Here is a 25,462-nt window from a genome sequence, read left to right as displayed (position 1 = left end):
GGTTCCGCTGTCAAGGCGCGGCGGGCGGTCGAGCGTTCGCGCGCTCGCGCCTCGGCGCCTGCTCGCTCAGCGCGACCTGGGTGAGGTGCGGATCAGCACGAGGGCGTCTCCCTTGCCGTCCGCGAGGCGCAGCTCGATCGACGCGGGGACGGCCGCCGGGCCGGCGCAGCGGCTGTCGGACACGACGTGCCGCGCCCTGGCGAGCGAGCTCTCGCCCGTCGAGGTGTCGACGAGCCGCAGATCGACGCCCGCGCCGTCGGCGTCGAGCGCCGCGATCACCTCGGCGCACGTGTTGGCCGGGATCGGGAGCGGGAGGATCTTGAGGCGCGCGGCGTCGAGCGCCACCGCCTGCGCGCCGGCCGCCCCCGCGGCCTCGGCGGGGCCGGCGGCGCTCATGCGCCCGAGCAGCCTCGCGGCGGCGAGCGGATGGGCGACGAGCGCGGGCGGGGCCTCGGGCTCCTTGCGGACCTCCACGGCGAACGGGCCAGGCTGCGCCATCGACTCGACGTCGACGCGGGCGGGGCCGCCGCGCCCGCAGGTGAAGAGCGTCGCGCGGGCGCCGCCCCGGGCGCGGCCGAGGAGGGCGTGGCCGTCGCTCCAGAGCTCCGCGAGCACGTCGGCGAGCGGCTTGCCGGCCAGCACGTCGATGCGGGCGCAGCCGGCCGGCAGCTCGATCGGCAGCGTCGTCCGGCTGCCGAGCCGCGCGGCCCCTGTCGACACGCGCGGCGCGCCGTAGCCCCGGCCGGCGAGCGCGCGGGCGTGGTCCGCCCGCGCCTCGGCGAGGTCGCGGCCCTCGGTCACGCGCTCGATCGGCGTGGCGCCGGAGATCTCCGCCTCGGCGCCCGGCTGCGAGCGGCCCACGACCACGGCCACGAGGCCCTGCGTGCCGCGCGAGCGGATCGCGATCGAGAGCTCGACGGAGACCGCCGAGCAGAGCAGCAGCGAGCGATCCTGGCCCCGCTCGCGCGCGCGCGCGACGACCCTGCCGGTCTCGTCCTCCGCGACCACCTCGAGCGAGGCGACCTCGTCGCTCGGCGAGACGAGCACGTCGAGGCAGCGGCCGCCGTCGAGGGTGGCCCCGATCCGGCTCGCGCTCCTCGATCCGACGGGCAGCGCGACGCGCCGGACGTCGTCCCAGCGCGCGCCGACCGCGGCGCGGCGCGCCCTGATCTTCGCCTCCAGGCCAGGCCACGACTCGAGGCGCCCGCTCTCGTCGCCGGACCTGCCGCGCGCGCCGACGGCGCGGGCGACCGCGTCGGCCGCCTTGACCGGGACGCTCTGCACGCCGACGCTCACCGCCCCGGCGCCCGACATCACGCGCGCCATGACATAGAGCCTCCGCGGGTGCGGCGGGCAGACGAGGATGGAGGCGCGCGCGTCGGCGGCCTCGTCCGTGGAGAACGCGCTGCCGTCGTCCTCGAAGGCGAACAGGTCGACGTCGCTGATCGTCGGCGAGACCCGCGCCATCGCGAGCATGCACTCGCCGGCGGGCACCTCGACGAAGGCGCCGAGCCGATCGCCGTCGGACGCCATGTCCGCGCCGATCACCCGGAGCGCGCTCGCGCCCGCCTGCGCTGCGCGCTGCGCGTCGCCGCCGAGCAGGGTGCTGCCGTCGATGCGATCCGGCAGCGCGCGCAGCGTCTCCTGCGCCGGCGCGCCCGGGGAGGCGATCGTCCCGGCGCGGCAGGCGGGCAGGACAGCGAGCGAGGCCGCGAGCGCCCAGGCCGCGGCCGTGCGGGTGAGCGATGGAGCAGCGGCGCGGGCGGGCTCGGACGGGCGGTTCGCAGGCAGGATCGGGAGCGCAGGCCGCAGCGCGGGCGTCGGCGGGGGCGCGGGTGAAGGAAGGGACGCGGGATGTCGGGGGCGCAAGGGCGTGGGCTCGTCGGGGCGGGCGCTCGATCGAGAGGGAAAGTTCTACTTCAGCGCGGGTACGGCATCCAGAGCGCGCCGGCCGCCGCCGGGGCCGCGGCCGTCCACCGCGTCATCCCTCGGCGGTCTCGGCGCAGATCCGTCCGAGCGTCCGGACTGCGTGCTCGCTGAGCTCCGTGAACGGGTAGCCGCAGTTCACCCGGATGTAGTTCGAGAAACGGTGTTTGGCCGAGAAGATCGGCCCCGGCGCGACGCTGATGCCGTGCTCGAGCGCGCGCTCGTGCACGTCGAGCGCGCTCGTGCCGGGCGGCAGCTCGACCCAGAGCACGAAGCCGCCGGCGGGGCGCGAGACGCGGGTGCCGGGCGGGAAGTGTTCGGCGATCGCCTCGCTCATGCGCGCGACCTGGGCGGCGAGCCGGCGCCGGAGCGTCCGCAGGTGGTGGTCGTACCCGCCGATCTCGAGGAACTCGGCGATCGCCATCTGCGGCAGCGTCGCGGTCGCCACGCTCTGCGCGAACTTGAGCTGCTCGACCTCGTCGAGGAAGCGGCCGGGCGCCGTCCAGCCGACCCGGTAGCCCGGCGCCACCGTCTTTGTGAACGACGAGCAGAGCATCACGAGGCCCTTCTTGTCGAACGCCTTGGCGGGGCGGGGGCGGACATCGCCGAAGTGCAGGTCGCCGTAGATGTCGTCCTCGATGAGCGGCACCTCGCGGCGCGCGAGCATCGCGACGAGGCGCTCCTTCGCCTCGTCGGGCATGGCGCTGCCGAGGGGGTTGTTGAAGTTCGGGATCGCGAGGCACGCCTTGATGCGGTGGCGGCCCAGCATCTCCTCGAGGACGTCGAGATCCATGCCGGTGCGGGGGTGCGACGGGACCTCGATCGCCTTGATGCCGAGGCTCTCGATGAGCTGGAGGAGCCCGTAGTACGCCGGCGACTCCAGCGCGACCGTGTCGCCCCGGCGGGCGACCGCGCGCAGGCAGAGGTGGAGCGCCTCCATCGCGCCGACCGTCGTCACGATGTCGTCGGGGGAGAGCGCGACGCCCCACTCGACCGAGCGCCGGGCGATCTGCCGCCGCAACGCCGGCAGGCCGGGCGGCGGATCATACGAGACGCCGGCGCCGCCCGCGCTCCGCGCGATCGCGCTGAGGATCCGGTTCAGCTTGTCGGTCGGCAGAAGCTCCGGGCTCGGGCACGCCGCGCCGAACGGGACGATGTGCGGGTCACGACACGCCCGGTAGACCTTGGAGACGAGGCTCTTCACGCTGACCCGCGTGGCGGTGGTGCAGGCGCGCGCGGCTCGGGGCTCGGGCAGCGCCGTGCCCCGGCGGGCGCGGACGTAGTGCCCCGACTGCGGGCGCGCCTCGATGAGCCCGCGGTTCTCGAGCTGCATGTACGCCTGCAGCACCGTCGCGACGCTGACCCCCTGCTGCCGGCTGAGCCGCCGCACCGACGGGATCCGGTCGCCCGGCCGCAGCGCGCCGCGCGCGATCAGATCCGCGATGTGCGCGGCGACGCGGTCGTAGAGGTGGGCCTCGTCCTCTGCTTCGATGGGCGCCTGCGCCTGCACAAGACGAAGTGTACAGCCGGGCGGGCGCTGCGGTACCGGTACAGCTGCCGGGCGTGAGGACCAGCACAGTCGCCTGTTCCGGAAACTGTACCGGCCTCAATTACCGACCGACTGCCTCTGTACCGGTCGGTCGCTTGACCCCACCCTTCAGGGCATGAAATTGACCTCACTTGTTTCGGAGCCGCCATCGCGCCTCCGCGAGCCGTCGCGGATCGAGCTCGGGAAGGGTCGACTGTGGACGCACCGCCTGCGGGGCGGTCCGCTGCTCCTGAGCTGTACCGCCGGCGCGGTCTGGATCACCCGCGAGGGGGAGCCGCAGGACGTGGTGCTGGAGGCCGGCTCCAGCTATGGAGGCGAGGGGCGCGGGCTCCTCGTGGTGGAGGCGCTCGAGCCGGCGCAGATCGCGGTGGCGAGGGGCGAGGCAGGGAAGACGGCGCGCGCGGCGCTGGCGAGGGCGCGGGGGAGCTGGCTGGTGCTGCTCTCGCTCCTCGCGCTGTACGTGATCTGGGGCTCGACGTACCTGGCGGTCTCGGTCGCGCTCGAGACGCTGCCGCCCTTCTTGCTGGCCGGGACGCGGTTCATGACGGCGGGCGCGCTGCTCTACGGCGTGCTCCGGCTGCGCGGCGCCCCGCGGCCGACGCTGCGGCAGTGGGGGGCGGCGGCGCGGATCGGGGTGCTGCTGCTCGTCTTCGGCAACGGGTTCGTCGTCGTCTCGCAGCAGTGGGTGAGCTCGGGCGTCGCCGCGGTCGTGGTGTCCACGATGCCGCTCTGGCTGGCGCTCTTCGCCACCGCGCGAGGTCGAGGCCTCGCCGGCGGCGCGCCCGCCGGCGCCCCGGAGGTCTCCCGGCGCGAGTGGATCGGGCTCCTCGTCGGGTTCGCGGGCGCGGCGCTGCTCCACCTCGGCGGCGATCTCCACGCGGCGCACGCCGGGGCCCTGCTCATCTTGCTGGCCCCCGTGTCGTGGGCGCTCGGCTCGCTGTACAGCCGCTCGCTGCCGCTCCCGGAAGGGCCGATGGCGGTCGCGGCGGAGATGCTCGTGGGCGGCGCGGTGATGCTCGGGGTGAGCGCGCTCTCGGGTGAGCACCTCGCGGCGGCGCCCTCCTCGCGGTCGCTCCTCGCGCTCGCCTATCTGGCGGTGTTCGGATCGATCGTGGCCCTCAGCGCGTACACGTACCTGCTCCGGAGCACGCGCCCGGCGATCGCGACGAGCTACGCGTACGTGAACCCGATCGTCGCCATCGCGCTCGGCGTCCTGCTCGGCGGCGAGCGGGCCTCCGCGACGACCTGGGCCGCGGCGGCCATCGTCGGCGCCGGCGTCGTCATCGTCTCGCGGCGCTAGGCGCGCCGCGCTCGCGGATCACCCCGCTCCGACGGCGCGGCGGCGCGGCGGCAGGCGCGCTGCGCTCGCGGATCACCCCGCCCCGCTCCGACGGCGCGTCGCGCCGGCCGCCTTCGCGCCCCGCGCGCGCCGTCGACCGTAGGCAATGCGGGGGGGCGGCGTGTAGTGTGCGCGGCGAGGAGGCGAGGTAGATGAAGAGAGGGTTCCGGCTGCTCGGCTGGGCGCTGCTCCTGTCCGGCGCGCCGTCGGCGTGCAGCGGCGGCCACGTCGGCGCTGCTGCGAGCAGCGGGGCGAGCGCGACGTCGGGCGAGAGCGCAGGCGCCGGAGAAGGCGGCGGCGTGGCCACGGGCACCGGAGAGGGCGGCGGCGCGGCGGTGGGCGCCGGACAGGGCGGCGGGGCGGCAGTCGGCGCGGGCGCGGGCGCGGGGCCGAGCGGCGAGTGCGCGGCGCTCGCGCCCGGGCCCTTCGAGCCGGCGCTGCTCACGGCCGTGTTCAGCGGCAGCGAGGATTTCGTGTTCGACGGCCGGGGCTACCTCGTCGCCAAGCAGGGGCCGAACCTCGTCCGCTTCGACGCCACGGGCCAGACCTCGAACTTTGCGTCTCTGCCGGGCACCGTGCTCGGGCTCCGGTACCGGCCCGACGGGACCCTCGTGGCGGCGTTGCCGGGCCAGGGCGCCGTCGTCCAGGTCTCGGCGACCGGAATGGTCGACGACTACGTGACAGGCCTCACGGACCCGAACGGCCTCGCTCCGGACGCGCTGGGCAACGTCTGGGCGACCGACCTCGCGGGAGATCGGGTGATCCGCCTCAACCCCGATGCCACGATCGACGAGATCGCGAGCGGCGCCCCCGAGGTGAGCGAGCCGAACGGAATTGTCTTCGACCTGGCGCGATGGGCGGTTTTTTACACCAACTCCTCTGCCGGCGAGATCCGCAAGATCGACCTGAACAACCCTGGCGAACGTCCCTCGCTTGTGGCCACGGTCGCCTCGTCCGTGCTCGACGGACTCGTTCTCGATACGTGTGGTCACCTCTACACGGTCGATAGCCAGAACCGGACGCTCTATCGTGTGAGGCTGGACGCGGGGGGCGCCGCCCTGGGGGAGGCTGAGCTCCTGGCGCGCTTCCCGACCGGGGTGGCCAATGCGCAGTTCGGAGCGGGCCCGGGGTTCGATGCGAGGACCCTTTACGTCGGAGGCGCAGCCGGCTCGATCTATGGTGTCACCGTCGGCATCGCCGGCGCGCCCGTCCCGGCGCCGCCAGAAGCGCCGTGATGGGCGCTCCCCGGCAGCGCGCTGGAGGGGAGGCTCAGCGGGCGCCTTCCGCCGCGGCCACTTCGCCCTTCTTGAGCTTCTCTTGAAGCTCGCCGAGCTTCCCCGCCGATCGCTCCAGGGCGCGCGCGGCGCCTTCGAGCGCGATCCGCCCGTAACCGATGGCCACCCCTGCCCAGGAGGTGCTCAGCTCGCGCAGCGTCTCGACGAACGGCGGCTTGAGCGCCGCCCCGGCGCTGGCGTCCGCTGCCTGCGCGGGCCCGGCGGTCCCGTTCACGCTGTTCTCGGCCTTCGGCTCCGTGATGCTCTGGGTCTCACTCATGGTCTGCCTCCCACTTCGGTATGTCCCCCCGCGACGACCGCGGGCGTACAGAAATGATGAATCCAGCGTTGACCCCCGTGCCCCGCGCGTCGCCCGCTCTCGCGGGCTCGCAAGACGCGATGTGCACTGGAGCGAGGGGCGCCCCGCCGCACGGCCGTGCCCGCGAACAGAGCCACCTTGTGGCTTCGTCGGAGGCACAATCGCGACGCCACGACACTGCGACGCGACGCGTTAACTGTCAAGGCCTCATGTCGATTTTGTTGCAGTCGTTTTTCCCTAGGTTGTTTGATGAGGACGCTGCGGCGGCCATCGCGTTCGCTCGGCAGGTCAAGGAAGGGAGTCACCCTATGTCGCTCGCGCGCTGGAACAAGGCCACGCCACCAACGCTGTTGTGGCTTCTCGTGGTGCTGTCGCTGCTCGTCATTCCGTCGTTGTCGATGGGGCAGGCGCCTGACGCGCCGACGGCGGCGCCTGCCGCGGGCGCGGCGCCAGCAACGCCCGCGGCGAAGAGCGCCGCGGCGCAGGCGCAAGCGCACGGGCCTCCGCCGGATTCGTGGGCTGGACAGCTGGAGATGCTCTCTCGCTGGGTCGACCAGCGCGGCGGCTCGGGGCAATGCGAGGAGCGCTGTTACGCGCTCGATCGGCTGCGCATCACGGGCACGGTGGGCGAGGGGCCGCTCCAGTTCGAGCTCTCGGGCGGCGTGCTCACGGACCGCCCCGTGGCCGTGCCGCTCTTCGGGCCGCCGGCGCACCTCCGCATCGAGGCCACGCTCGACGATGGACGGCCCGCGTCGCGCCGCGAGGCCGCGCCGATCAGCTTCGAGGACGACCACTACTACCTCTGGACGGCCGCGCGCCGCTTCGTGCTCCGGGGCACCCTGTGGCTCGAGGGCGACCTCACGCTCCTGGTCGCCGGTCCGCTCAACACATTCGAGGCCGACATCACCGGCGGCTCCGTCGCCGAGGGCGCGCAGCTCTCGGGGCTCCGCGGGGCGACGCTCCATTTCACCCCCGACGGGGGCGCCGGGGCGCAGAGCACGGGCCCCACGGTCTTTCAGCTGTCGCGCGCGGTGCGGGTCGGTCGGGAGATCGGCTTCGAGTACCGGCTCGTCATGCGGTCGGGCAGCGACCTCGGCGTCGTGCGCCTGCCGCTCGCGTTCGGGGAGAAGGTGCTCGACGTCGCGGGCGCGAGCGGCTTCCGGGTCGAGGGCGGGGAGCTCGTGCTGCCCACCTCGGGCCGCGCCGCGGAGATGAAGATCTCGGGCACGCTCCCGAAGGTCGGGGCCTTCTCGCCCGATCCGCGCTCCGCCTACGAGTGGTGGCTGTTCGAGTCCGACGCGGAGCACCGCCTCACCGTGAAGGGCGACGCGCGCCAGGTGGACGCCGCCGAGTCGCCGATCCCGCGGACGCAGGCGACGTCACGGCTCCTGCTCGTGCAGCGAGGGCAGCGCGTCGAGGTCGCGGTCGAGCCGCTCTCGGGGGTCGAGGTGCTCGCCGCGGTGGTGCGCGACCACCGCCGCACCCTCGTCCTGACCGAGCGCGGAGACCTCGTGGCCGATGACGCGCTCACCTACGAGAACAACGGCATCGATTACCTGACCTACGCGCCGGGCGGGCGGCCGATCTACCTCGCCACCGACGGGAAGGCCCAGCGGATCATGCACCAGGGCAAGGCCGCGGAGGAGGTCCTCGTGCCGCTGCAGACGGGGAGCCACACGATCCAGGTGCAGTCGCTGGCGCAGGCGGCGGTGCACTCGCTCGGAGGAACCCTGGAGCTGCCGATGCCGAGCTACCCGCTCACCGCGAGCGAGGTGGCGCTGACGGTCGGGCTGCCCGATCGCGTGGTGCCGCTCGCGCTGCTCGGCGGCGACCGGCCGGTGTGGTTCGCGGACGCCGGCGACGCCTTCGCGGTGGCGATCGGCTTCGTGGCCGCGTGGATCGCCGTCCGCCCCGGCGGGGCGACGAGCCGCGGGCGCGTGCGCGCGCTGCGCGCGCTGGGCGGGCTGCTCATGGCAGGCCTGTGGTTCCTGGCGCCCGCGACGTTCGTGGCGCTCCTGGTCGGCATCGCGACGGCCGTGGCGGCGTGGCTCGCGGGGCGGCTCCTCGGAGGCCGTGGCCGCGCCGCCGCGATGGTGGTGCTGCTCGGCCTGGGCGGCCTGGCGCTCCTGGTCGGGCTCTTCGCCGTCTCGGCGAGGAGCTACAGGGCGGAGCGCTGGAACTCCACGTACAGCGAGTCGGCGGCGCCGGCGCCCGCCTCCGTGCGCAGGGCCAAGGATGACGATCTGGCCAAGGGCGGCGGCGCGCTCGCCCCTGGAGGCGCGGTGCTGGAGGGGGTGACGCCGGTCGCCCTGTCGCTCCCGGACTACGAGCGGGCCGTTCAAGCGCGCCGCGAGCTCGTCACGCGCGAGCGCGCCTTCCGCCCCGTGCTCGTCTACACGACCTCCTCGGCGCTCGTGCCCCTCGTGCTCCTGTGGCTGGCCGGGGTGACGGTGCTCCTCGCCGCGCACCGCGCGCCGCTCACGGAGCTCTACCGGCGCGCGGCCGCGCGCCTCGCGCGCAGGCCCGAGGACGAGGTCGCCCAGGGGGAGCCTCCGGCGCCCGTGCGCTGAGGTCGACCGATCGCCATGGCGTGGTCTCCTCGCCTCGCCGCGGCCCTCGCGCTCCTCGCGCTGGTCGCGCTCCGCATCGCACAGCTGAGCCCCCTCGACGTCGTCCCGGCGAGCGCGCCGCCCGAGGTGTTCTCGGCCGAGCGGGCCAGGGCGCACCTCGAGCACATCGCGGCCGAGCCGCGCCCCACCGGCTCGGTGGGCCACCGGCGGGCGCGCGACTACTTGCTCGCGGAGCTCTCGATGCTCGGCGTGCAGCCCGAGGTCCAGCGCGCCTCGGTCCTCAGCCGGCAGTGGGGCCTGCCGTACGACGCGGCGCACGTCGAGAACATCGTGGCGCGGCTGCCGGGCGCGGACAGCACCCGGGCGGTCGCGCTCGTCGCGCACTACGACTCGGTGCCCGGCAGCCCGGGCGCCGCGGACGACGGCAGCGGGGTGGCGGCGCTCCTGGAGGCGCTGCGCGCCCTGAAGAGCGGCCCCCCGCTGCGCAACGACGTGCTGCTCCTGTTCACCGACGCGGAGGAGGGAGGCGTCCTCGGCGGCAAGGCGTTCATGGACGAGCACCCGCTGCGCGGCGAGGTGGGGATCGCGCTCAACTTCGACGCCCGCGGGGCCGGCGGCGTGGTCGCGATGTTCGACACCGGGCCCGGCGACGCCTTCCCCGTCCGCGAGCTCGCCAGCGCTGCGGCCTACCCGGTGGCGTCGTCGCTCTTCCCCGAGGTCGCGCGGCGCATGGGCCACAGCACCGATCTCAGCGTCTTCAAGCGGGCCGGGATCCCCGGGCTGAACTTCGCCTTCACCGACGGCGCCGCGCACTACCACGCCCCGTCCGACACCGTGGGCAACCTCGACCTCCGGAGCGTGCAGCACGCCGGCGACTACGCGCTCTCGCTCGCGCGGCGCTTCGGCGCGCTCGACCTGCGGGATCCCGGCCGCGGAGATGCGGTGTACTTCAACACGTGGGGCGCCCACATCGTCTCGCACCCGATCGGCTGGACGCTCCCGATCGCCGGGCTGGTCACCTGCCTGTTCGCGGGCGTGGTGCTCCACGCGGGGCGGCGGCGGGCCGCTTCGCCGGGCCGGATCGCCGCGGGGCTCCTCGCCTTCCTGGCGCTGCTCCTCGGCGTCGCCGCGGCGGTGGGCGGGCTCGCGTGGATCCTCCGCAGCGTGCACCCGGCCCTCCGGGTGATGCCGTTCGAGCCGTACAACGCGCCCACGTACCGGCTCGCGCTCGCGCTCGCCGCGCTCGCGGCCTCCGCGGCGGGCTACCGGTTCTTCCGGCGGCGCCTCGGCGCGTGCGAGCTCGCCCTCGGCGCGCTGCTCCTGTGGCTGTTGCTGCTCGCCGCGGCGAGCCTCTTCATGCCGGGCGCGAGCTTCTACTTCGCCTGGCCGCTCGCGTTCGCCCTGCTCGGGCTCGCGGCGGTGACGCTCCGGCGCGGCGAAGCCCCGCCCACGCTCGCGGACGCCGCGATCCTCGTCGCGACCGCGGTGCCGGCGGTCGCGCTGGCCGTGCCTGGCCCGTACCTGTTCTTCGTCGCGCTGGGCCTGCCGAAGGCGGCGGTGCCAGCCCTCGCCGTCGCGCTCGTCTTCGGGCTCTTCCTGCCGCACGCCGAGCTGCTCGGCGGCGGCCGCTCGCCGCGGCTCTCGCTCGCGTTCGCCGTCTCCGGCCTCACGGCGCTCCTCATCGCCTGCTCCTCGATGGGCTTCACCGAAGCGCGGCCCCGACCGGCGAGCCTCGCCTACGCGGTCGACGCCGCTGCCGGGAAGGCCCACTGGCTCTCGGCCGACCGCGACCTCGACCCGTGGACCGCCGCGTACTTCCCGGACGATCGCGGGCAGGCGCCCTCGTTCGCCGTGCCGTTCGTGAGCGTGACGCGCCAGGCCGAGGCGCCGGCCCTCGCCCTCCCGGCGCCATCGCTCACGGTGCTCGGCGACGTCCGGCGCGACGGCGTGCGGGCGCTCCGGCTCCGCGTCGCCTCATCCCGGGGAGCCCCCTGGCTGTTCGCCGAGGTCACGTCCCCGAACCGGGTGATCCGCGCCGAGGTGGACGGAAAGGGCGTGGAGGAGCGGGGTCGCGCGGCCGACGCGAAGCGCGATGTCCGCTGGGGGTTCACCTACATGGGTTTGCCGCCGGAAGGTATCGAGTGGTCGCTGGAGGTCGAGGACTCCGGGCCGATCGAGATCCGGCTGATGGACCAGACCTACGAGCTCCCGCGCGAGCTCGTGCGCGGGCCGCGGCCCAGGGAGATCATGGGCGTGCCGTACCGCCTCGCCGATTCGACGTTCGTCAGCGGGTCGTACGGGCCTTAGCCCCGGCGGGCTCGCCGAAGCGGGCCCGCCGCCCTCGCTGCGCAGGAGAGGTGGAGCGGGATCAGCCGAGCGGATCAGTCAACGAAGATGGGTTCGCAGTTCGTGAACGCGAGCGTCGACTGGATGGTGAAGTTCGACTCGCTCGTGTGCCGCTCAGCGTGGAAGAAGTCGAGTGCGTACTCCTGCCCGGGCGTGATCCCCAGCTCGTTCGCCATCGCGTCGAGATCGAGCCTGTCGTCCTGCGGGCCGTGGAGGCCGCCCAGATCGATGGCGAGCCGGTTGTTGATGAACACCCAGAGATCGTCGTCGCCGGAGAACCTGAACTCCTCGCCGCCTTTGTACACAAACGTCATGTGGAGCTCGAACGTGAAGTGGTAGTTGTGCTGCCTCCCTTCGTTCCCGAAGCCCTGCTCGTCGATGGGGAAGAAGGCCCGGTTCTCGTAGGTGGCAATGCCGTCCGCGCCGACGACGGGCGTGATCGTGAACTGGATCGGCATGTTCACGCCGTCGACGTCGCGGTACCACTGGTTGAACTCTTCGGGCCCGGTCGTGTGCTCGGTGCCCCCCTCGTGCGCATAGACCGGCTTCTGATCCGGGCCCAGCTCGCGCTCGACGATGCCTTTCAGGCCCTGGCCCCTGAACGTCTCGAAGTCAGGGTGCCCCTCGCCGTCTTCGTAGGCGCGGAAGTCGCGCACGATGCCCGTGAGGCTCGCGTTGCACCCGTCGCCGCTGCCGCTGCTGCCGTTCCCGTTGCCCGCGCCCGCCGACACGCCGGACCCGAAGTCGCTGCCGCCCGTGCCCGAGCCGTACCCGGCGCCGGCGCTGTTGCTGGAGTCGCTCGATCCATCGGTGCTGCCCCCACACGCGACCCCGGCCAACACCAGCATTGTTGCGAGCGGAGCACACCAGTTCGATTGTAGCGGCCTAAGCATGTGAAGACTCCTTCTGTAGGGGATATCGCGCGTGGTCTGCGCGTCCGTTGTGCGTGGTTTGCGCATGTTTTGCGCGTTGTGTGCGCGCGGGGCGCGGCGTTACGAGCGCCGGGACGGGCGGTCGCCGAGGGCGCAAGCGAGACAGCAATTCTATCCCGTCGCAATGGCGGTGCGATCCAGAAAATTGCCGCCGTGCGCTGGCCGCACGAGGCCGAAGTCGAGAAAAGTGCAGCTGAGCGACAGCGCACGAGCGCCGGGGAGGCGCCGAGATGTAGGTTGTTTATCGAGATCCGCCGCCGCAGTGGGCGCCGAGGCGCCGTGACAGCGCGGCCGGGAGCCGCTCGCAAAAACCGTCGTGCCGGGGCAGGGGCTCGCGCCGCGCGGTTTGCCAGAACAGCACCGGGCCGAGCCGGCGCTCCCGCGCGTGCGCCATGAGCGCGGCCATGGCCTTGCCGGTGTAGACCGGCTCCAGCGAGATCCCCTCGGCGGCGAGGGCGTCGCAGGCGGCGAGCGACGCGGGGGTGGGTGATCCATACCCGCGGCCCAGGTAGCCGTGCACGACGTCGATCGGCGCCGCGGGGGGCACGGGCGTAACGCCCCGCTGCGCGAGCGCGGCGCGGAGCTCGGCGGTGAGGGCGCGGAGGCGGAAGTGCGAGGCGAGGAGGCGCTCGACCACGGCGACGGCGACGACCCGCGACCGCAGGCCGCCGAGCGCGAGCCCGACGGCGAGCCCGGCGGCGGTGCCGCCCGAGCCGAGCGGCACGTAGATGCGCGCGGGCTCGGGGAGCTCGCCGGCCCGGATCTGCGCGCCGAGCTCGAGCGCCGCGCGCGCGGCGCCGATCATGCCGAGCGCCGACGTGGCGCCGAGCGGCACGATCGCCGCGCCCTCGTCGTCCCGCGCGCGGAGCGGCAGGAAGAGCGACGGGCGCGCGAGCGCGAGCGCGATGCGCGACGGGTAGAAGCGGATCGCGGCCGGCCCCGAGGCGGTGAACGTGAGGTTGTCGATCACGCCCCTGGAGAGATCGGTCCAGAAGAGGTGCGCGTGCACCCTCCGGCCGAGCCGCTGCGCCGCGGCGACGAGCGCCGCCACGTTGCCCGAGCCGATGCCGCCCGCCGCGGACCACGCCGCCGCGGTCGAGAAGGGCGGCGCGGCGAGCACGTAGTCGAGCTTCCGCATCTTCATCCCGCCGTGCAGGGGCTCGCAGAGGTCGTCTCGCTTGACGCCGAGAAACTCGATCCCCAGCGCGGAGGCGAGCTGCGGGAGCGCCGTGACCGGCGAGGGCGCGCCGACCCAGCCGAGCCGGGGAATAGGGTCGATCATCCGAAGGGCGGCTGCGTCGCGCAACGGGGGCACCTCGCGAAGGGTGTAAGGCGCTCGGGCGATCGGGCAATCGGGCGAGCGGGCAATCAGGGGGTCAGGCGAGCCAGCGATCGAGCAATCAGGCATCAGGCGCGCTGGCGGTCAGGCGCTCGCGCGGCCGGCGATCACCCGGGCGTGCCGGCGCGCTGCCCTGCGAGCGTCGCGTCCGGCTCCAGGACGAGGAGGCGCACGCGCCCCGAGGCGCAGAGCCGGCCCTCGTCGTCGTAGACCGAGCCCTCCCAGACCTGGGTGCGCCGCCCGCGGTCGAGCGGCCGCGCGGTGGCGCGAAGCCGCCCCGACCGGACCGCGCGCAGGAAGCTCGTGTGGTTCTCGAGCCCGACGACCGAGCGGCCGTCCGGCAGGGCGTGGAGCGCGGCGCCGATCGACGCCAGCGTCTCCACGATGCCCGCGTGGACGCCGCCGTGGACGATGCCATAGGCCTGCCGGTGCTGCGGCCCGATGTCGAGCTCGGCCTCCACCTCGTCGCGGGTGGCGCGGATCAGCCGGAGACCCATGGCGCTGATCCAGCCGTCGATGGCCGCGTCGTTCAGCGCGGCGGCGAAATCCTCGGGTTCCCCTTCGGCCATGGCGGCAGCGTAGTACACGCTTTGCCGGGAGCTTCCGGCGATTTCTCCCCGGGCGCGCGGGCGCGTCAGCGCGTCATCCGGGTACCTTCTTCTCCAGGAGATCGGCGAACTCCTCGCGCAGCCTCGATTTGAGGAACTTGCCGGTCGAGGTGCGCGGGATCCGCTCGAGGAAGAGGTACTCGTCCGGGAGCCAGAACTTCGCGAAGCGCGGCTCGAGGAGGGCGTGGAGCTGCTCCTTCGACGCGCTCTGGCCCTGCCGCAGGACGATCGCGGCGAGCGGGCGCTCGCCCCAGAGGGGGTGGCGCGCCGCGAACACCGCGGCCTCCAGGACGGCCGGGTGGCTCATGAGCGCGTTCTCGAGCGCGACCGAGCTGATCCACTCGCCGCCCGACTTGATCACGTCCTTCGTGCGATCCGTGATGCGCATGTAGCCCTCGCCGTCGATCGTCACGACGTCGCCGGTCTTGAACCAGCCGTCTTTCGTGAAGCGGTCCTCGCCCTCGCCGCCGAAGTACGACGAGGCGACCCAGGGGCCTCGCACCTCGAGCTCGCCCATCGTCCTGCCGTCCCAGGGCATCGGCCGGTCGTTCGCGTCGACGTGGCGCTGATCGATGAACGGGACCGGGTAGCCCTGCGACGCGCGCGTCTGCAGCGAGGCGACCGGGTCCTCGTGGAGGCGGCCAAGGCTGCTCCGGACGTGGGCGACGGTGCCGAGCGGGTTGGTCTCGGTCATCCCCCAGGCGTGGAGGACCACGAGCCCGTGGCGCGCGCGGAAGCCGTCGATGAGCGCGGGGGGCGCCGCCGAGCCGCCGATCACCATGGCGCGCATCGACGAGAGATCCCAGCGCTTCGGGTGCTCGTCGAGGAGCGCGAGGATCCCGAGCCAGATCGTGGGGACGCCCGCGGCGAACGTGACGCGCTCCCTGGCCATGAGATCGAGCAGCGACGCGGCGTCGAGGTGCGGGCCGGGGAGCACGAGCCGCGCGCCGGCCGCGATCGCCGAATACGGCAGCCCCCAGGCCATCGCGTGGAACATGGGCACCACCGGAAGGACGATGTCGCGGTCGCGGAAGCCGAGCGCGTCGTGCATGCAGGAGACCAGCGTGTGGAGCACGATCGAGCGGTGGCTGTAGGCCACGCCCTTGGGGTTGCCGGTCGTCCCCGACGTGTAACAGAGCATGGCGGCGGAGCGCTCATCCAGGCTCGGGAAGTCGAAGTGATCCGGCTCGGGCGCGAGCAGCGCCTCGTAGTCGAGCCCGTCGCCCGCCGCCGGATCCACGGGCCCGTCGTCGTCGAGGACGAGGACGCGCTGGATGCTGCGGACCTCCGGCGCGAACTTGCGGAAGAGCGGGAGGAGCGAGCGGTCGACGACGACGACCTTGTCCTCGGCGTGCGAGGCGATGTACCCGAGCTCGCTCGGGTGGAGGCGCAGGTTCAGGGTGTGGAGGACCGCGCCCATGGCCGGGACGCCGAGGTAGAGCTCCAGGTGCCGCGCGTGGTTCCAGCAGAGCGTCGCGACGCGGTCGCCCGCGCGGACGCCGAGCCGCGTGAGCGCGTGCGCGAGCTTCGACGCGCGGCGGTGGAGATCGGCATACGTGGAGCGGGAGACGGTCCTGTCCGGGTTCTGGGTCACGATCTCGCAGCGCGCGTGGTACGTCCGCGCCCGGTCGAGGAAGTGGGTCAGCGTGAGCGGGTAATCCATCATGCGGCCGGCGAGCATGGGCGGTGCCTCCTCGTCCCGCGCGAGGCGCGGGGATCCGTCGAGTCAGGAGGGCTGTTCCAGGCGCCGCGAGCGCGGCCCCGCCCCCCGAAACGGAGGCTAGCGGCTCGCGGGCGGCGCCGCGCAGGGAATGCGGCGAACACGCGAAATGCGGGGCGCGCGGCGCCCGAGCGAGCAGCGCCAGGCTCCGCGCCGGCGGCCTGATCCGGCGCCCCGGAGCTCCCCAGGGGGATGGCGGATCGCAAGATCTGCCAAGAGCGGCGCGCGGCGCCCTCATTAAGATTCGAGAACGATCGCCGACCCGAAGAGGTCGCCATCGCACGAGGTCGTCCATGGCCGAGCTCATCCTGCACCACTATCCGTTTTCGCTCTTCGCGGAGAAGATCCGCCGGATCCTCGCGTACAAGAAGATCGCGTGGAGATCGGTCGAGCAACCGATGATGGCGCCGAAGCCGGAGCTGACGCCGCTCACGGGGGGGTATCGGCGGATCCCGGTCTTGCAGATCGGCGCGGACATCTATTGTGACACGGCGTGCATCGCGCGGCGCCTGGAGCAGTTACGACCCGAGCCTTCGTGCGTCCCGCCGGGCCAGGCCGGGCTGGTCGAGCTGATCGAGGACTGGGCGGATCATCGGTTGATGGTCCAGGCCGTGCCGCCGGTGGTCGTGGAGATATTCCCTGTCCTGCCGCCCGGTATCCTGGTCGATCGCGCGGCGATGTCGCCGGCGTTCAGCAAGGACGCGATCTTCCAGGCGGCCCCGCACGCCCTGAGCCAGGCGCTGCTGTCGCTCGATCGGCTGGAGAGTCAGCTCCATGGCCGGCGTTTCCTGCTGGGCGACGCGTTCTCGATCGCGGACGCGGCGTGCTTCCACCCGGTCTGGTTCCTGAACCGGAGCGCCAGGCTGTCCGCCGCGATCGAGGCGCGGCCTGCGCTCGCGGCGTGGTTCGCGCGCATCAGGGCGTTCGGCCCCGGCGAGGTCCTGGCGATGACCGCCGCCGAGGCGCTCGCGGCGGCCCGCGCGTCCGAGCCGGCCGACGTCGCCGGCGGGGAGACCGCGACCGGAGAGGGCCTGTCGCCGGGAGACGCCGTGACGATCACGGCTGACGATTACGGTCCAGAGGAGACCCGGGGCGTGGTCGCGCGGCTCTCGGCCGCCGAGATCACGATACGACGCAGCGATCCGGACGTGGGGGAGATCGCGGTGCACTTCCCGCGCGCCGGATATCGCATCAGGAAGCAGTGAGCCGCGCCGTGCGCCAGGGCGAGCGCGCTCCGCCTGCCGCCGCGGTTCTCGCTAGCTGCCCGTGCTCGACATCGCGCGCCGGAACGCGCGCATGTGGAACTCGCGTTGCTCGTCGGGATAGATGTGCTCCTGCCCGATCGGGCAGGCGCGGCGCGACAGGCACCCTCCGGTCATGCACGTTGCGCCTGGCCCGGCGTCGAGGTGGCCGACGCACGCGGCGACATCGTAGCTGCCAGGGGAGAACGCGGACACGGGGCAGGCGCTCAGGCAGGGCTGGCCGGCGCACGAGACGCAGGGGCTCGCCTGGTCCTCGCGTGGCGGGAGCGACAGCCGCTCCGCGAAGACGAGGGCGGCGCGGTACCCGTGCCAGAGGCCGAATCTCGGGTGGATGAGGATGGCGAGGGGCGACGGGGACAGCGCCTCGGCCTGCTGCGCCCAGCGCTGGAACGGCCAGTAGGGAGGGCCGGTGAAGGGGAACAGGGCCGTCGCGCCGAGCTCCGCCGCGAGCGGGGAGACGACCGCGACGGTCCAGTCGTCGAGCGCGAGATCGGGGGCGTCCTTGCGGGCGCGCGAGAACGCGCGCCACATCGACGGGCCAGCGTTGCCGAGCAGGACGAGCGTCCCCGCGGCGAGATCGCCTGCCGCCGGCACGCCGTCGCCCTCGCCCGGGTGAAAGCCGCCGCGGAGCGGGAGGCCAGCGCGCTCGCAACGCGAGGAGAGATCCGGCCAGCTGATGGGCATCGCGGCGCGCTTAGGACGCCCGGAGCCTCGCGGCAAGCGAGCCGTGGCGTTCAGTTCGCGTCGACGTAGAAGTCGAGGCTCTGCAGGTTCGTGATCGGGCCTTCCCAGATCTCGAACCCGACGGCGACCGCGTTGACCGTGTTGCCGGGCACGCTGATGCCGCGCGTCTGCGCGTCGCGCACGAAGTCCATCACGTCGAACTCGATCTCGTAGCTGTCTTGCCCCTCGGCGCGCACCCAGTTCACGATCGGCAGGCCGTTCACCATGCCGTTCCAGATGTTCCACTTGCCGGGGACGTTCGCGACCGTCACGCCCTGGTGCGCGCTGTTCGGCTGCCCGGCGGGCTGAAAGCGCGTCGGATCGCGCAGCCACACCATGAGATAGCCCTGGAGCTGCGTGCCGTTGCCCATCCAGATGTCGAACGCGGCGTTGTACTGGCCCTCGTTGCCATTCTTGGCCCAGCGCCAGCCGGTGCGCAGGCTCTTGATGGAGCTGCTCGGCGCCGGCAAGCCGCAGTCAGGCACCTCCCTCACCGAGTATCGGCCGCAAAATACGGTCGGGTACGAGGCGGGCTGACCCATCGAGCCGGCCGAGCCGCTCATGCTCTCCACCGTGAACGACGTGCCTTCCCACGAGACGGTGTGGTTGCCGAAGCCGGGGCCCCAGCCGTTCGTGATGAGCACGTATGGCGTACCGTCGCGCGAGACGAGGCCCGTTTCGTACCGCTCGCTCGATTTGCCGGAGCCCTCCATGGCGCCGTTGCCGAGCCCGGAGCCCGGGTTCACGGTGCCGCCCGTTCCTGCCGTGGTGCTGCTCGCTTCGCCGCTCCCTCCGGTACCTGCCGCCGCGCCGCCGCCCGTTCCCGCCGTGGTGCTGCCGGTGCTGCCGGTGCTGTCCGCGCCGCCGGCGCCGCTGGTGACTCCGGCGCCGCTGGTGACTCCGCTGCTGCCCGAGGTCGAGCCGCTGCTGCCACTCGCGGCGTCGCCCGTCGAGGCGCTCGCGCTCGGTAGCCCGCCAGAGCTCGCCGCAGCGCTGGGATCTCCGTCGTCAGCGTCAGAAGATCCAGAGCAGCCGGCGGTGAGAGTCGCCGCCAGCGTGAGAAGTGTAAAAGAATTGGTCAAGGTATACGCGCGCATGGCGCGCAACATACACCTGCATACAGGCGCACGGCGGTGCGCGGCACCGCCGTGCGCAAAAAAGCAGCGCGCGACATGAACAATTGCAGCAACAGCGATGGCGTCACCGCTCGACTCGAAAAATGTGGCGTGCACCGAGTCACGAGCTTCGTGGACTTGACGTCGCTCCGGCGACCTCGACGCTTTGCGTGTTCGCGTGGAAGCACCGCTTGACATCGTTGTTGCGCCATCGAGGATCGGAGTCGCCAGAGGGACGCTCGAACTGTGTCTCGCTGATCTTCATCGATGCTTCGAGTCGCCCGATGTACGGATGAGGCTGTTGAACGCGGAGATGAATGGGTTCCAGGAAAGCGTGGAACTGGGTGATCGCGTGCTCGCACTCCTCCCCGGTTCCCACGTTCTGGTCTAGAGTGACGCCGTGCCCCGGAGGCTCCACTGTCGGCTCGGGACGGAGGCAAAGTCCCCTCTCCTCCGCGCGTTAGCTCGCGCCAGACGCGCACCCGCGAGCGCGCCATGAGCCTGCCGCGCCCGCGGGTCACGCTCCACTTCGCCCAGACGCTCGATGGCCGCATCGCGGCCCCGGACCAGCGCGTCATGCTCAGCACGCCCGCTGGGATGGTGTGCGCCCACCGGGCGCGCGCGGAGCATGACGCGGTGCTCGTGGGGATCCGCACCGTCGTGATCGACGATCCGCTGCTGACCCTGCGCGGGTGCGAGGGGCGCCAGCCGATGCGCGTGGTGCTGGCGAGCGCCCTCGGCGTGCCGGAAGGGGCGCGCCTGCTGCAGCCGCCCGGCAGCGGGCAGCCGGCCGGCGGGCGCGTTGTCGTCTTCGGCGCGGCGGGGCGCGCGCCGCGCGCGGCGCAGGCGTGGCTCGAGGAGCGCGGCGCAGAGGTGATCGTCGTGCCCGCGAACGACAACGGCCTCGTCTCGCTGCCGCACGCGCTGGCCGAGCTCCACGCGCGCGGCGTGCGGCGGCTGCTCGTCGAGGGGGGCGGCGCCGTGCTCACCTCGTTCCTGCGCGCGCGCCTCGCCGACCGCGCGGAGGTCGAGATCGCGCCGCGCTTCCTCGGCGACACGGCGATCCCCGCGGTCGGCGCGCTGGGAGAGGCGCCGCTCGCGTCGGCGATCGACCTGCGCGAGCCGGCGGTCGAGCTCCTTGGGGGCAACGTGCTCTTGCGAGGGGAGGTGCGTTATCCCGACTGACGCGCCCGCGCCGCCCGGGGCCCTCACGCCGAGCGACGCCGCCCCGCCCCTCGCCCGGGAGCTCTGGTTCGTCCGGCCAGGGCTCGTCGAGGTGCGTCCGGGCGCCCCGCCGCGCGCGCCCGGGCCCGGCGAGGTCGTGGCGCGCGCGCTCGCGTCGGGCGTGAGCCAGGGGACGGAGCTGCTGCTCTTCCGCGGAGAGGGGCCGACGCCGTTCGACCCGTCGCTCGACGCTGAAGGCGCGCCGACCTACCCGCGTCGCTACGGCTACGCGTGGGTCGGCGAGGTCGTCGCCCGCGGCGAGGGCGCGGCGCTCGGGCCGGGCGACCGCGTCTTCGCGCTCGCGCCCCACGGCGATCTCCACCTGCTCGGGCCGGGCGCGGCGCGCGGCCTGCCACGCTCGATTCCGGCCGAGCGCGCGGTGCTGGCCGCGAACCTGGAGACGGCGATCACGTGTGTGTGGGACGCGGGGGTGGGGCTCGGAGACGCCGTGGTGGTGCTCGGCGGCGGGGTCGTCGGGCTGCTCATTGTGGCGCTCGCGCGGCGCGCCGGGGCCGTGGTCCGGCTCGTCGAGCCGAGCGAGCGGCGGCGCCAGGTCGGCCTCGCGCTCGGCGCCGCCGCGGCGCTCCGGCCCGAGGACGACCGGCCGCGCGGCGACGCGGACGCCGTGATCGCCGCGACCGGCCATCCGGAGGAGCTCGACCGCGCGATCGCGCACGCGGCGCGCGAGGCGACGGTGACAGTCGCGTCGTTCTACGGGGCGCGGACGAGCCCGGTCGCGCTCGGCGCGGACTTCCACCGCCGGCGCCTCCGCCTGCGGGCGAGCCAGGTCTCGACCCTCCCGCCGGAGCGCGCGCCCCGCTGGGACCACGCGCGGCGCTTCGCGCTCGTCTGTGCCGTCCTCGAAGACCCGGCGCTCGACGCGCTGCTGGACCCGTCCGTCCCGCTCGACGCGGCGCCGTCCGTGTACGCAGCGCTCGCGGCCGAGCCCGGGGCGCGGTTGCAGACGGTCTTTCAGTACGGCGCACGATCGGCTACGCGAGAGGCAACCTAGAGGCTAGAGGCCCGCCACCGCCATGTTCCTCCTCGCCGTCAGCGATCATGTGATGATCGCGCACAGCTTCTCCGATCCGTTCTTCGGCCCGGCGACCCGGATGCACGGCGCGACGTACTCCGTCGAGATCGAGATCCGCGCGAAGGCGCTCGGCCCGCACCACGTGGTCATGGACATCGGCGCGCTGCACGCGTCGCTGCGCCGGGTGCTCGACACGATCGACTACACGAACCTCGACGAGCACCCGGCCTTCCCCGGGCGCACCTCCACGACCGAGCGCGTGGCCGAGCACGTGGCCGGGCTCCTCGCCGAAGAGATCGCGAGGCTGCCCGCGGCAGAGGCGCCGGTCCCGGGAGCGACGCTGAGGGTGCTCGTCCGGGAGTCGCCGTCAGCGTACGCGGGCTTCGAGCGCGACCTGTAACGCTGGCCGCCGCGGCGCGCTGCGGCGGCCGCGGTGTGCAGCGCGGGCCGTCGCCGTGCGCCGGGAGGGCAGCGGCGTGCAGCGCGTGCGCGCGGCGGGGCGCGTTGCCGCGCGCCGCGAGGGCGGCTATCAGGCCGGGCCGCTCCCCTGAGACCCATGCGCATCGCCTGGATCGTCTACGGCGCCCTGGACCAGACCACGGGCGGCTACATCTACGATCGGCTCGTCGTCGAGCGGCTGCGCGCCCGGGGCGACGCCGTGGAGGTCGTGTCCCTCGATCCGGCGCCGCGGTCGCGGGCGCTCGCCGGCCTCGCGCTCGCGCGGCGCCTCGCCCGGATCGACCCCGCGGTGGTGGTCGGCGACGAGCTCTGCTTCCGGGAGCTCGTGCCGGCGTTCGCGGCGCTGCCGCGGCGGATCGCGCGCGTGCTCCTCGTGCACCACCTGAGCGCGTGGGAGCTCCCGCCCGGCCCGCGGCGCGCGGCGCTTTCGCTCGCGGAGGCGGCGGTGATCCGCCTGTGCGACGCGCACCTCGCGACGAGCGCGACGACCGCGGCGCGGCTCCGGCGCGAGCTCGGGCTCGCCCGGATCGACGTGGCGACGCCGGGCGCGGACCGGCTCCCTTGGCTCCCCCGCGCCCCGCGGGACGGCGGCCCGCTGCGGCTCGTGTTCGTGGGGAGCTTCATCCCGCGCAAGCGGCTGCTGGAGCTCCTCGCGGCGTTCGAGCGGGTCGGGAGCGCGCATGCCACGCTCGTGCTCATCGGGGACGCGGCGCGCGACCCGGCCTATGCCGGGCGGGTGCGCCGCGCGATCTCCGGCTCCGCGTTCCTGCGGGCGCGCGTCTCGGTGCCCGGCGTGCTCGGGGACGAGGCGCTCGCGGCCGAGCTCGCGGCGGCGGACGCGCTCGTCCTGCCCTCGTCGCTGGAAGGCTACGGCATGGTGCTCACCGAGGCGGTCCGGGCGGGCGTTCCAGTGCTCGCCGCCCGCGCCGGCGCGATGCCGGAGGCGGTCCAGGACGGCGCGGAGGCGCTGCTCTGGGACGACGTGGAGGGCCTCGCGCCGGCGCTCGCCCGCTTCCTCGAGGACGGCGCCCTCCGGGCGAGCATGAGCCGCGCGGCGACCGTCCGGGCCGCGACGCTGCCCACCTGGGACGGCACCGCGGCCGCGGTGCGCGCGGCGCTCGCGCGCGCGACGCGCGGATGACCGGCCCGGCGAAGAACGGGCAGGATCGCGCGGCGCGGCGGCGCCGGGTCGTCACGCCCCCGCGAGCAGCGCCGCCGCCTCGTCCTTCAGCCGTCGCGTGAGCGCCGCGTCGTCGCGGGCCCCGCGCGCCACCTCCGCCGCGTCCCGCGCCTCGCCCAGGCGAACCCGCACGTCGACGTCGCCGAAGCCCGGCAGCGCCGCCTGCAGGAGCGGCGCCAGCGTGGTGATCCCGCGGCGCTCGGCCCACCGCGTGATGGCCAGCCGCTTCGCCCGCGGCGAGTGCACCCCCGAGACGATCGCCACGACGGCGCGCCCTCCCGCCGCCGCTGCCGCGCGCAGCAGCGCGCCGGTGCTCGGCTGCCACTCCGCGAGCAGCGCGTCGCCCTTGCCCGCGAACGCCGGATCCGCCTCGATGCGCCCCGCGGGGAAGTGCAGCAGCGCGCCCCCGCGGCGCAGGTGCCGCAGCGCGCGGCGCACGCCGGCCGACCGCGCCGCGAGCGCGAGCGCCCCACCCTCGTCGATCGGCACGAAGAGCAGACGCCGGCTCACGTGGGGCAGCGCCCGCAGGAACCGCCGATCGGCCGCGACGATCATGAGGTCTTCCCGGCCGAGCGCCGCCATCAGCGCGAGCGCGTCGTAGGCGCCGGGGTGGTTGGACACGACGAGCAGCGCCCCGCGCGACGGCGGCGCCGCGTCGGCCGTCCAGCGCGCCCCGAAGCCGGCGAGCGCCTCCCGCGCCGCGACGTGGAGCCCCGCCTCGCCGGTGCGCCGATCGAAGCGCGCGAGCACGCGCCCGAGCGGCCACGAAGGGACGGCGAAGGCCGCGCGCCCGGCGCGGCGCACCCACGCCGGTGCTCCGCCGAGGCCGAGCGCCGCCACCATCTCCGCGCCGGACAGGTTCGCGAGCTCTCGCTCCAGCGGCTCCGTCATGTCCGCGTCTTACTCCGTGTCGACGCCGCCTCGCCAGCGCCGCGCTCCGCCCGCCCGACACCGTCCCGCGCGATGGGACGCGTCATCTGTCGCCTGTCGGGTTTGCGTCGGGGCGCGCCGTCTCTGTATGAAGGGGGCATGAACGCCACGCTCCCTGCCATGGAGGACGCGATCGGCCGCGGCCACGCGGCTGCGCGCCCTCGGCGGACGCTCGCGGATCTCCCGGGGCCGCGGGGCTTGCCTGTGATCGGCAATCTGCTCGCGCTCCACCCCGACCGCTGGCACCTCGAGTTCGAGCGGTGGTGGCGCGCCCATGGAGACCTGTTCGTCGTGCGGATGGGCCGACAGCCGGTCCTCGTCGTGGTCGACGGCGAGCTCGTGCGGGACGTGCTCCAGCGCCGCCCCGCGGTGTTCCGGCGGGTGCACGCCATCGAGGCCGTGTCACGCGAGGCGGACATGGTCGGGCTGTTCTCGGCGGACGGCGACGCGTGGCGGAAGCAGCGGCAGCTCATCCACCCGACGTTCCACCCGAGGCACGTCGAGGGCTTCTTCCCGAGCATCCGCGACATCACAGGCCGGCTGCGCGAGCTCTGGGCGCGGGCGGCCGACGAGCGCGCCGCCCGCGACGTGCTCGGCGATCTCATGCGGTACTCGGTCGACGTCACCTCGTCCGTCGCCTTCGGCCGCGATCTCAACACGCTCGAGCGCGGGGCGGACGCGCTCCAGGAGCACCTCCAGCGCGTGTTCCTCGGGCTGAACCGGCGGATGCTCGCGCCGCTGCCCTACTGGCGCTACCTGGGCCTCCCCGCCGACCGCGCCTACGACCGCGCCCTGGTCGCGGTGAAGCGGCTCATCCTCGAGCTCGTGACGGCCGCGCGGCGCGAGCTCGAGGGCGGCGCGGACCGGCCCGCGCGCCCGCGGACGCTGCTGGAGCTCATGATCGCCGCGCGGGACGGCGAGGACCCGAGGGCGCGCCTCTCGGACGCCGAGGTCTACGCGAACGTGCTCACGATGCTGCTCGCGGGCGAGGACACCACCGCGAACACCCTCGCGTGGATCCTCTATTACCTGGGCTCGCGCCCCGACGTGCAGGCGCGCGCCCGCGACGAGGTCGATCGCGTGCTCGGCGGCGGGCTGATCCCGACGCTGGAGCAGTGCAAGCGCCTCGAGTACACGGGCGCCGTCACGCAGGAGACGCTGCGCCTGCGCTCCGCCGCGCCGCTGCTCTTCCTCGAGGCGAACCACGACACCACGGTGGGCGACGTGGCCGTGCCCGCTGGCGCCGGCGTCGTGGCGCTCACGCGCGCGACGGGGCGGAAACCCGAGTATTTCGGCGATCCAGAGTCGTTCCGCCCCGAGCGCTGGCTCGGGGGCGCGCCGTCGACGCTACCCCACGAGCCGAGGATGGCGCTCGCGTTCGGCGGCGGGCCGCGCGTCTGCCCGGGGCGCGCGATGGCGCTGCTGGAGTGCTCGGTGACGGTCGGCATGGTGCTCCGGAGCTTCACGGTGCACCTCGCGGATCACACCGCGCCCGTGCGGGAGCGGATGGCGTTCGCGATGCAGCCGGAGGGGCTGCGCATCCGGTTCACGAGGCGCGCGAGCGCGTGAGGTCACGAGGCGCTCACGCGCATGGGCCTACGAGGCGCTCGCGCG

20 protein-coding genes are annotated in these 25,462 nt (G+C 74.0%); 10 read left to right on the top strand and 10 right to left on the bottom strand.

All coding sequences use genetic code 11. The annotated features are described in order from the left end of the window. Positions 1–66: 66 nt before the first annotated feature. Positions 67–1,869 (bottom strand): hypothetical protein, encoded by a 1,803-nt coding sequence (locus tag WME79_RS32225; RefSeq protein WP_437522669.1) that lies wholly within the window; start codon positions 1,867–1,869, stop codon positions 67–69. Between the two features lie 112 nt (positions 1,870–1,981). Beyond that, the gene (locus WME79_RS32220) at positions 1,982–3,436 is read right to left on the bottom strand and encodes a PLP-dependent aminotransferase family protein (protein WP_437522667.1); all 1,455 of its coding nucleotides are present in this window, start codon (positions 3,434–3,436) and stop codon (positions 1,982–1,984) included. A gap of 154 nt (positions 3,437–3,590) precedes the next feature. Here WME79_RS32220 and yedA point away from each other — a divergent pair, with 154 nt between their 5' ends. Next, complete coding sequence (gene yedA, locus WME79_RS32215) at positions 3,591–4,775, top strand: drug/metabolite exporter YedA (RefSeq protein ID WP_437522665.1); 1,185 nt, start codon at positions 3,591–3,593, stop codon at positions 4,773–4,775. A gap of 191 nt (positions 4,776–4,966) precedes the next feature. Further along, positions 4,967–6,049 carry an SMP-30/gluconolactonase/LRE family protein gene (locus WME79_RS32210; RefSeq protein WP_437522662.1) on the top strand — a complete coding sequence of 361 codons (1,083 nt, stop codon included), beginning with the start codon at positions 4,967–4,969 and terminating at the stop codon, positions 6,047–6,049. Positions 6,050–6,083: 34 nt separating this feature from the next. Here the strand turns inward: WME79_RS32210 and WME79_RS32205 are convergent, their stop codons facing one another. Beyond that, positions 6,084–6,368, bottom strand: a complete 285-nt coding sequence (locus WME79_RS32205) for a hypothetical protein (protein WP_437522660.1) — start codon at positions 6,366–6,368, stop codon at positions 6,084–6,086. A gap of 347 nt (positions 6,369–6,715) precedes the next feature. Here WME79_RS32205 and WME79_RS32200 point away from each other — a divergent pair, with 347 nt between their 5' ends. Next, positions 6,716–8,977 (top strand): hypothetical protein, encoded by a 2,262-nt coding sequence (locus tag WME79_RS32200; RefSeq protein ID WP_437522657.1) that lies wholly within the window; start codon positions 6,716–6,718, stop codon positions 8,975–8,977. A gap of 15 nt (positions 8,978–8,992) precedes the next feature. Next, positions 8,993–11,284: a M20/M25/M40 family metallo-hydrolase gene (locus WME79_RS32195; RefSeq protein ID WP_437522654.1), complete on the top strand. Its 2,292-nt coding sequence runs from the start codon at positions 8,993–8,995 to the stop codon at positions 11,282–11,284. Between the two features lie 74 nt (positions 11,285–11,358). Here the strand turns inward: WME79_RS32195 and WME79_RS32190 are convergent, their stop codons facing one another. The 4 genes from WME79_RS32190 to WME79_RS32175 all read right to left on the bottom strand — a co-directional run bounded on the left by WME79_RS32190 (position 11,359) and on the right by WME79_RS32175 (position 15,883). Next, positions 11,359–12,216: a fibro-slime domain-containing protein gene (locus tag WME79_RS32190; protein WP_437522651.1), complete on the bottom strand. Its 858-nt coding sequence runs from the start codon at positions 12,214–12,216 to the stop codon at positions 11,359–11,361. A 280-nt stretch (positions 12,217–12,496) separates the two neighbouring features. Further along, positions 12,497–13,537 carry a 1-aminocyclopropane-1-carboxylate deaminase/D-cysteine desulfhydrase gene (locus WME79_RS32185; RefSeq protein WP_437522648.1) on the bottom strand — a complete coding sequence of 347 codons (1,041 nt, stop codon included), beginning with the start codon at positions 13,535–13,537 and terminating at the stop codon, positions 12,497–12,499. A 164-nt stretch (positions 13,538–13,701) separates the two neighbouring features. Continuing rightward, positions 13,702–14,163, bottom strand: a complete 462-nt coding sequence (locus WME79_RS32180; protein WP_437522645.1) for a PaaI family thioesterase — start codon at positions 14,161–14,163, stop codon at positions 13,702–13,704. Between the two features lie 73 nt (positions 14,164–14,236). Then, the gene (locus tag WME79_RS32175) at positions 14,237–15,883 is read right to left on the bottom strand and encodes a long-chain fatty acid--CoA ligase (RefSeq protein ID WP_437522642.1); all 1,647 of its coding nucleotides are present in this window, start codon (positions 15,881–15,883) and stop codon (positions 14,237–14,239) included. A gap of 332 nt (positions 15,884–16,215) precedes the next feature. Here WME79_RS32175 and WME79_RS32170 point away from each other — a divergent pair, with 332 nt between their 5' ends. After that, the gene (locus tag WME79_RS32170; protein WP_437522639.1) at positions 16,216–17,127 is read left to right on the top strand and encodes a glutathione S-transferase family protein; all 912 of its coding nucleotides are present in this window, start codon (positions 16,216–16,218) and stop codon (positions 17,125–17,127) included. 51 nt (positions 17,128–17,178) lie between these two features. Here the strand turns inward: WME79_RS32170 and WME79_RS32165 are convergent, their stop codons facing one another. Both WME79_RS32165 and WME79_RS32160 read right to left on the bottom strand, forming a co-directional pair. Then, positions 17,179–17,868: a hypothetical protein gene (locus WME79_RS32165; protein WP_437522636.1), complete on the bottom strand. Its 690-nt coding sequence runs from the start codon at positions 17,866–17,868 to the stop codon at positions 17,179–17,181. Positions 17,869–17,918: 50 nt separating this feature from the next. Continuing rightward, on the bottom strand, positions 17,919–19,004 hold the full coding sequence (locus tag WME79_RS32160; protein ID WP_437522633.1) for a GH12 family glycosyl hydrolase domain-containing protein: 1,086 nt from the start codon (positions 19,002–19,004) through the stop codon (positions 17,919–17,921). Positions 19,005–19,517: 513 nt separating this feature from the next. Between WME79_RS32160 and WME79_RS32155 the strand changes: the two genes are divergently transcribed. From WME79_RS32155 to WME79_RS32140, 4 genes are all read left to right on the top strand, one after another. Further along, entirely contained in the window at positions 19,518–20,207 is a 690-nt protein-coding gene (locus WME79_RS32155) for a RibD family protein (RefSeq protein WP_437522630.1), read from the top strand. Beyond that, positions 20,161–21,258 carry a zinc-dependent alcohol dehydrogenase gene (locus WME79_RS32150; protein WP_437522627.1) on the top strand — a complete coding sequence of 366 codons (1,098 nt, stop codon included), beginning with the start codon at positions 20,161–20,163 and terminating at the stop codon, positions 21,256–21,258. Before WME79_RS32155 ends, WME79_RS32150 begins: the two co-directional genes overlap by 47 nt. Positions 21,259–21,280: 22 nt before the next feature. Continuing rightward, positions 21,281–21,679, top strand: a complete 399-nt coding sequence (locus WME79_RS32145) for a 6-pyruvoyl trahydropterin synthase family protein (protein ID WP_437522624.1) — start codon at positions 21,281–21,283, stop codon at positions 21,677–21,679. A 156-nt stretch (positions 21,680–21,835) separates the two neighbouring features. Further along, entirely contained in the window at positions 21,836–22,879 is a 1,044-nt protein-coding gene (locus WME79_RS32140) for a glycosyltransferase family 4 protein (RefSeq protein ID WP_437522621.1), read from the top strand. A 51-nt stretch (positions 22,880–22,930) separates the two neighbouring features. Here WME79_RS32140 and WME79_RS32135 read toward each other — a convergent pair whose 3' ends face one another. Beyond that, complete coding sequence (locus WME79_RS32135; protein WP_437522619.1) at positions 22,931–23,809, bottom strand: 1-acyl-sn-glycerol-3-phosphate acyltransferase; 879 nt, start codon at positions 23,807–23,809, stop codon at positions 22,931–22,933. A 138-nt stretch (positions 23,810–23,947) separates the two neighbouring features. Here WME79_RS32135 and WME79_RS32130 point away from each other — a divergent pair, with 138 nt between their 5' ends. Continuing rightward, on the top strand, positions 23,948–25,417 hold the full coding sequence (locus WME79_RS32130; RefSeq protein WP_437522616.1) for a cytochrome P450: 1,470 nt from the start codon (positions 23,948–23,950) through the stop codon (positions 25,415–25,417). The last annotated feature ends 45 nt before the right edge of the window (positions 25,418–25,462 follow it).

The sequence above is a fragment of the Sorangium sp. So ce726 genome, assembly GCF_051521405.1.
Lineage (GTDB): Bacteria > Myxococcota_A > Polyangia > Polyangiales > Polyangiaceae > Sorangium.
This window is presented reverse-complemented; position numbering and strand designations above follow the sequence as displayed.

Coding starts and splice junctions, on each gene's coding strand:
- yedA (WP_437522665.1), top strand. CDS start 3,591: ATGAAATTGACCTCACTTGTTTCGGAGCCGCCATCGCGCCTCCGCGAG.
- WME79_RS32210 (WP_437522662.1), top strand. CDS start 4,967: ATGAAGAGAGGGTTCCGGCTGCTCGGCTGGGCGCTGCTCCTGTCCGGC.
- WME79_RS32205 (WP_437522660.1), bottom strand. CDS start 6,368: ATGAGTGAGACCCAGAGCATCACGGAGCCGAAGGCCGAGAACAGCGTG.
- WME79_RS32200 (WP_437522657.1), top strand. CDS start 6,716: ATGTCGCTCGCGCGCTGGAACAAGGCCACGCCACCAACGCTGTTGTGG.
- WME79_RS32195 (WP_437522654.1), top strand. CDS start 8,993: ATGGCGTGGTCTCCTCGCCTCGCCGCGGCCCTCGCGCTCCTCGCGCTG.
- WME79_RS32190 (WP_437522651.1), bottom strand. CDS start 12,216: ATGCTTAGGCCGCTACAATCGAACTGGTGTGCTCCGCTCGCAACAATG.
- WME79_RS32185 (WP_437522648.1), bottom strand. CDS start 13,537: ATGATCGACCCTATTCCCCGGCTCGGCTGGGTCGGCGCGCCCTCGCCG.
- WME79_RS32180 (WP_437522645.1), bottom strand. CDS start 14,163: ATGGCCGAAGGGGAACCCGAGGATTTCGCCGCCGCGCTGAACGACGCG.
- WME79_RS32175 (WP_437522642.1), bottom strand. CDS start 15,883: ATGCTCGCCGGCCGCATGATGGATTACCCGCTCACGCTGACCCACTTC.
- WME79_RS32170 (WP_437522639.1), top strand. CDS start 16,216: ATGGCCGAGCTCATCCTGCACCACTATCCGTTTTCGCTCTTCGCGGAG.
- WME79_RS32165 (WP_437522636.1), bottom strand. CDS start 17,868: ATGCCCATCAGCTGGCCGGATCTCTCCTCGCGTTGCGAGCGCGCTGGC.
- WME79_RS32160 (WP_437522633.1), bottom strand. CDS start 19,004: ATGCGCGCGTATACCTTGACCAATTCTTTTACACTTCTCACGCTGGCG.
- WME79_RS32155 (WP_437522630.1), top strand. CDS start 19,518: ATGAGCCTGCCGCGCCCGCGGGTCACGCTCCACTTCGCCCAGACGCTC.
- WME79_RS32145 (WP_437522624.1), top strand. CDS start 21,281: ATGTTCCTCCTCGCCGTCAGCGATCATGTGATGATCGCGCACAGCTTC.
- WME79_RS32140 (WP_437522621.1), top strand. CDS start 21,836: ATGCGCATCGCCTGGATCGTCTACGGCGCCCTGGACCAGACCACGGGC.
- WME79_RS32135 (WP_437522619.1), bottom strand. CDS start 23,809: ATGACGGAGCCGCTGGAGCGAGAGCTCGCGAACCTGTCCGGCGCGGAG.
- WME79_RS32130 (WP_437522616.1), top strand. CDS start 23,948: ATGAACGCCACGCTCCCTGCCATGGAGGACGCGATCGGCCGCGGCCAC.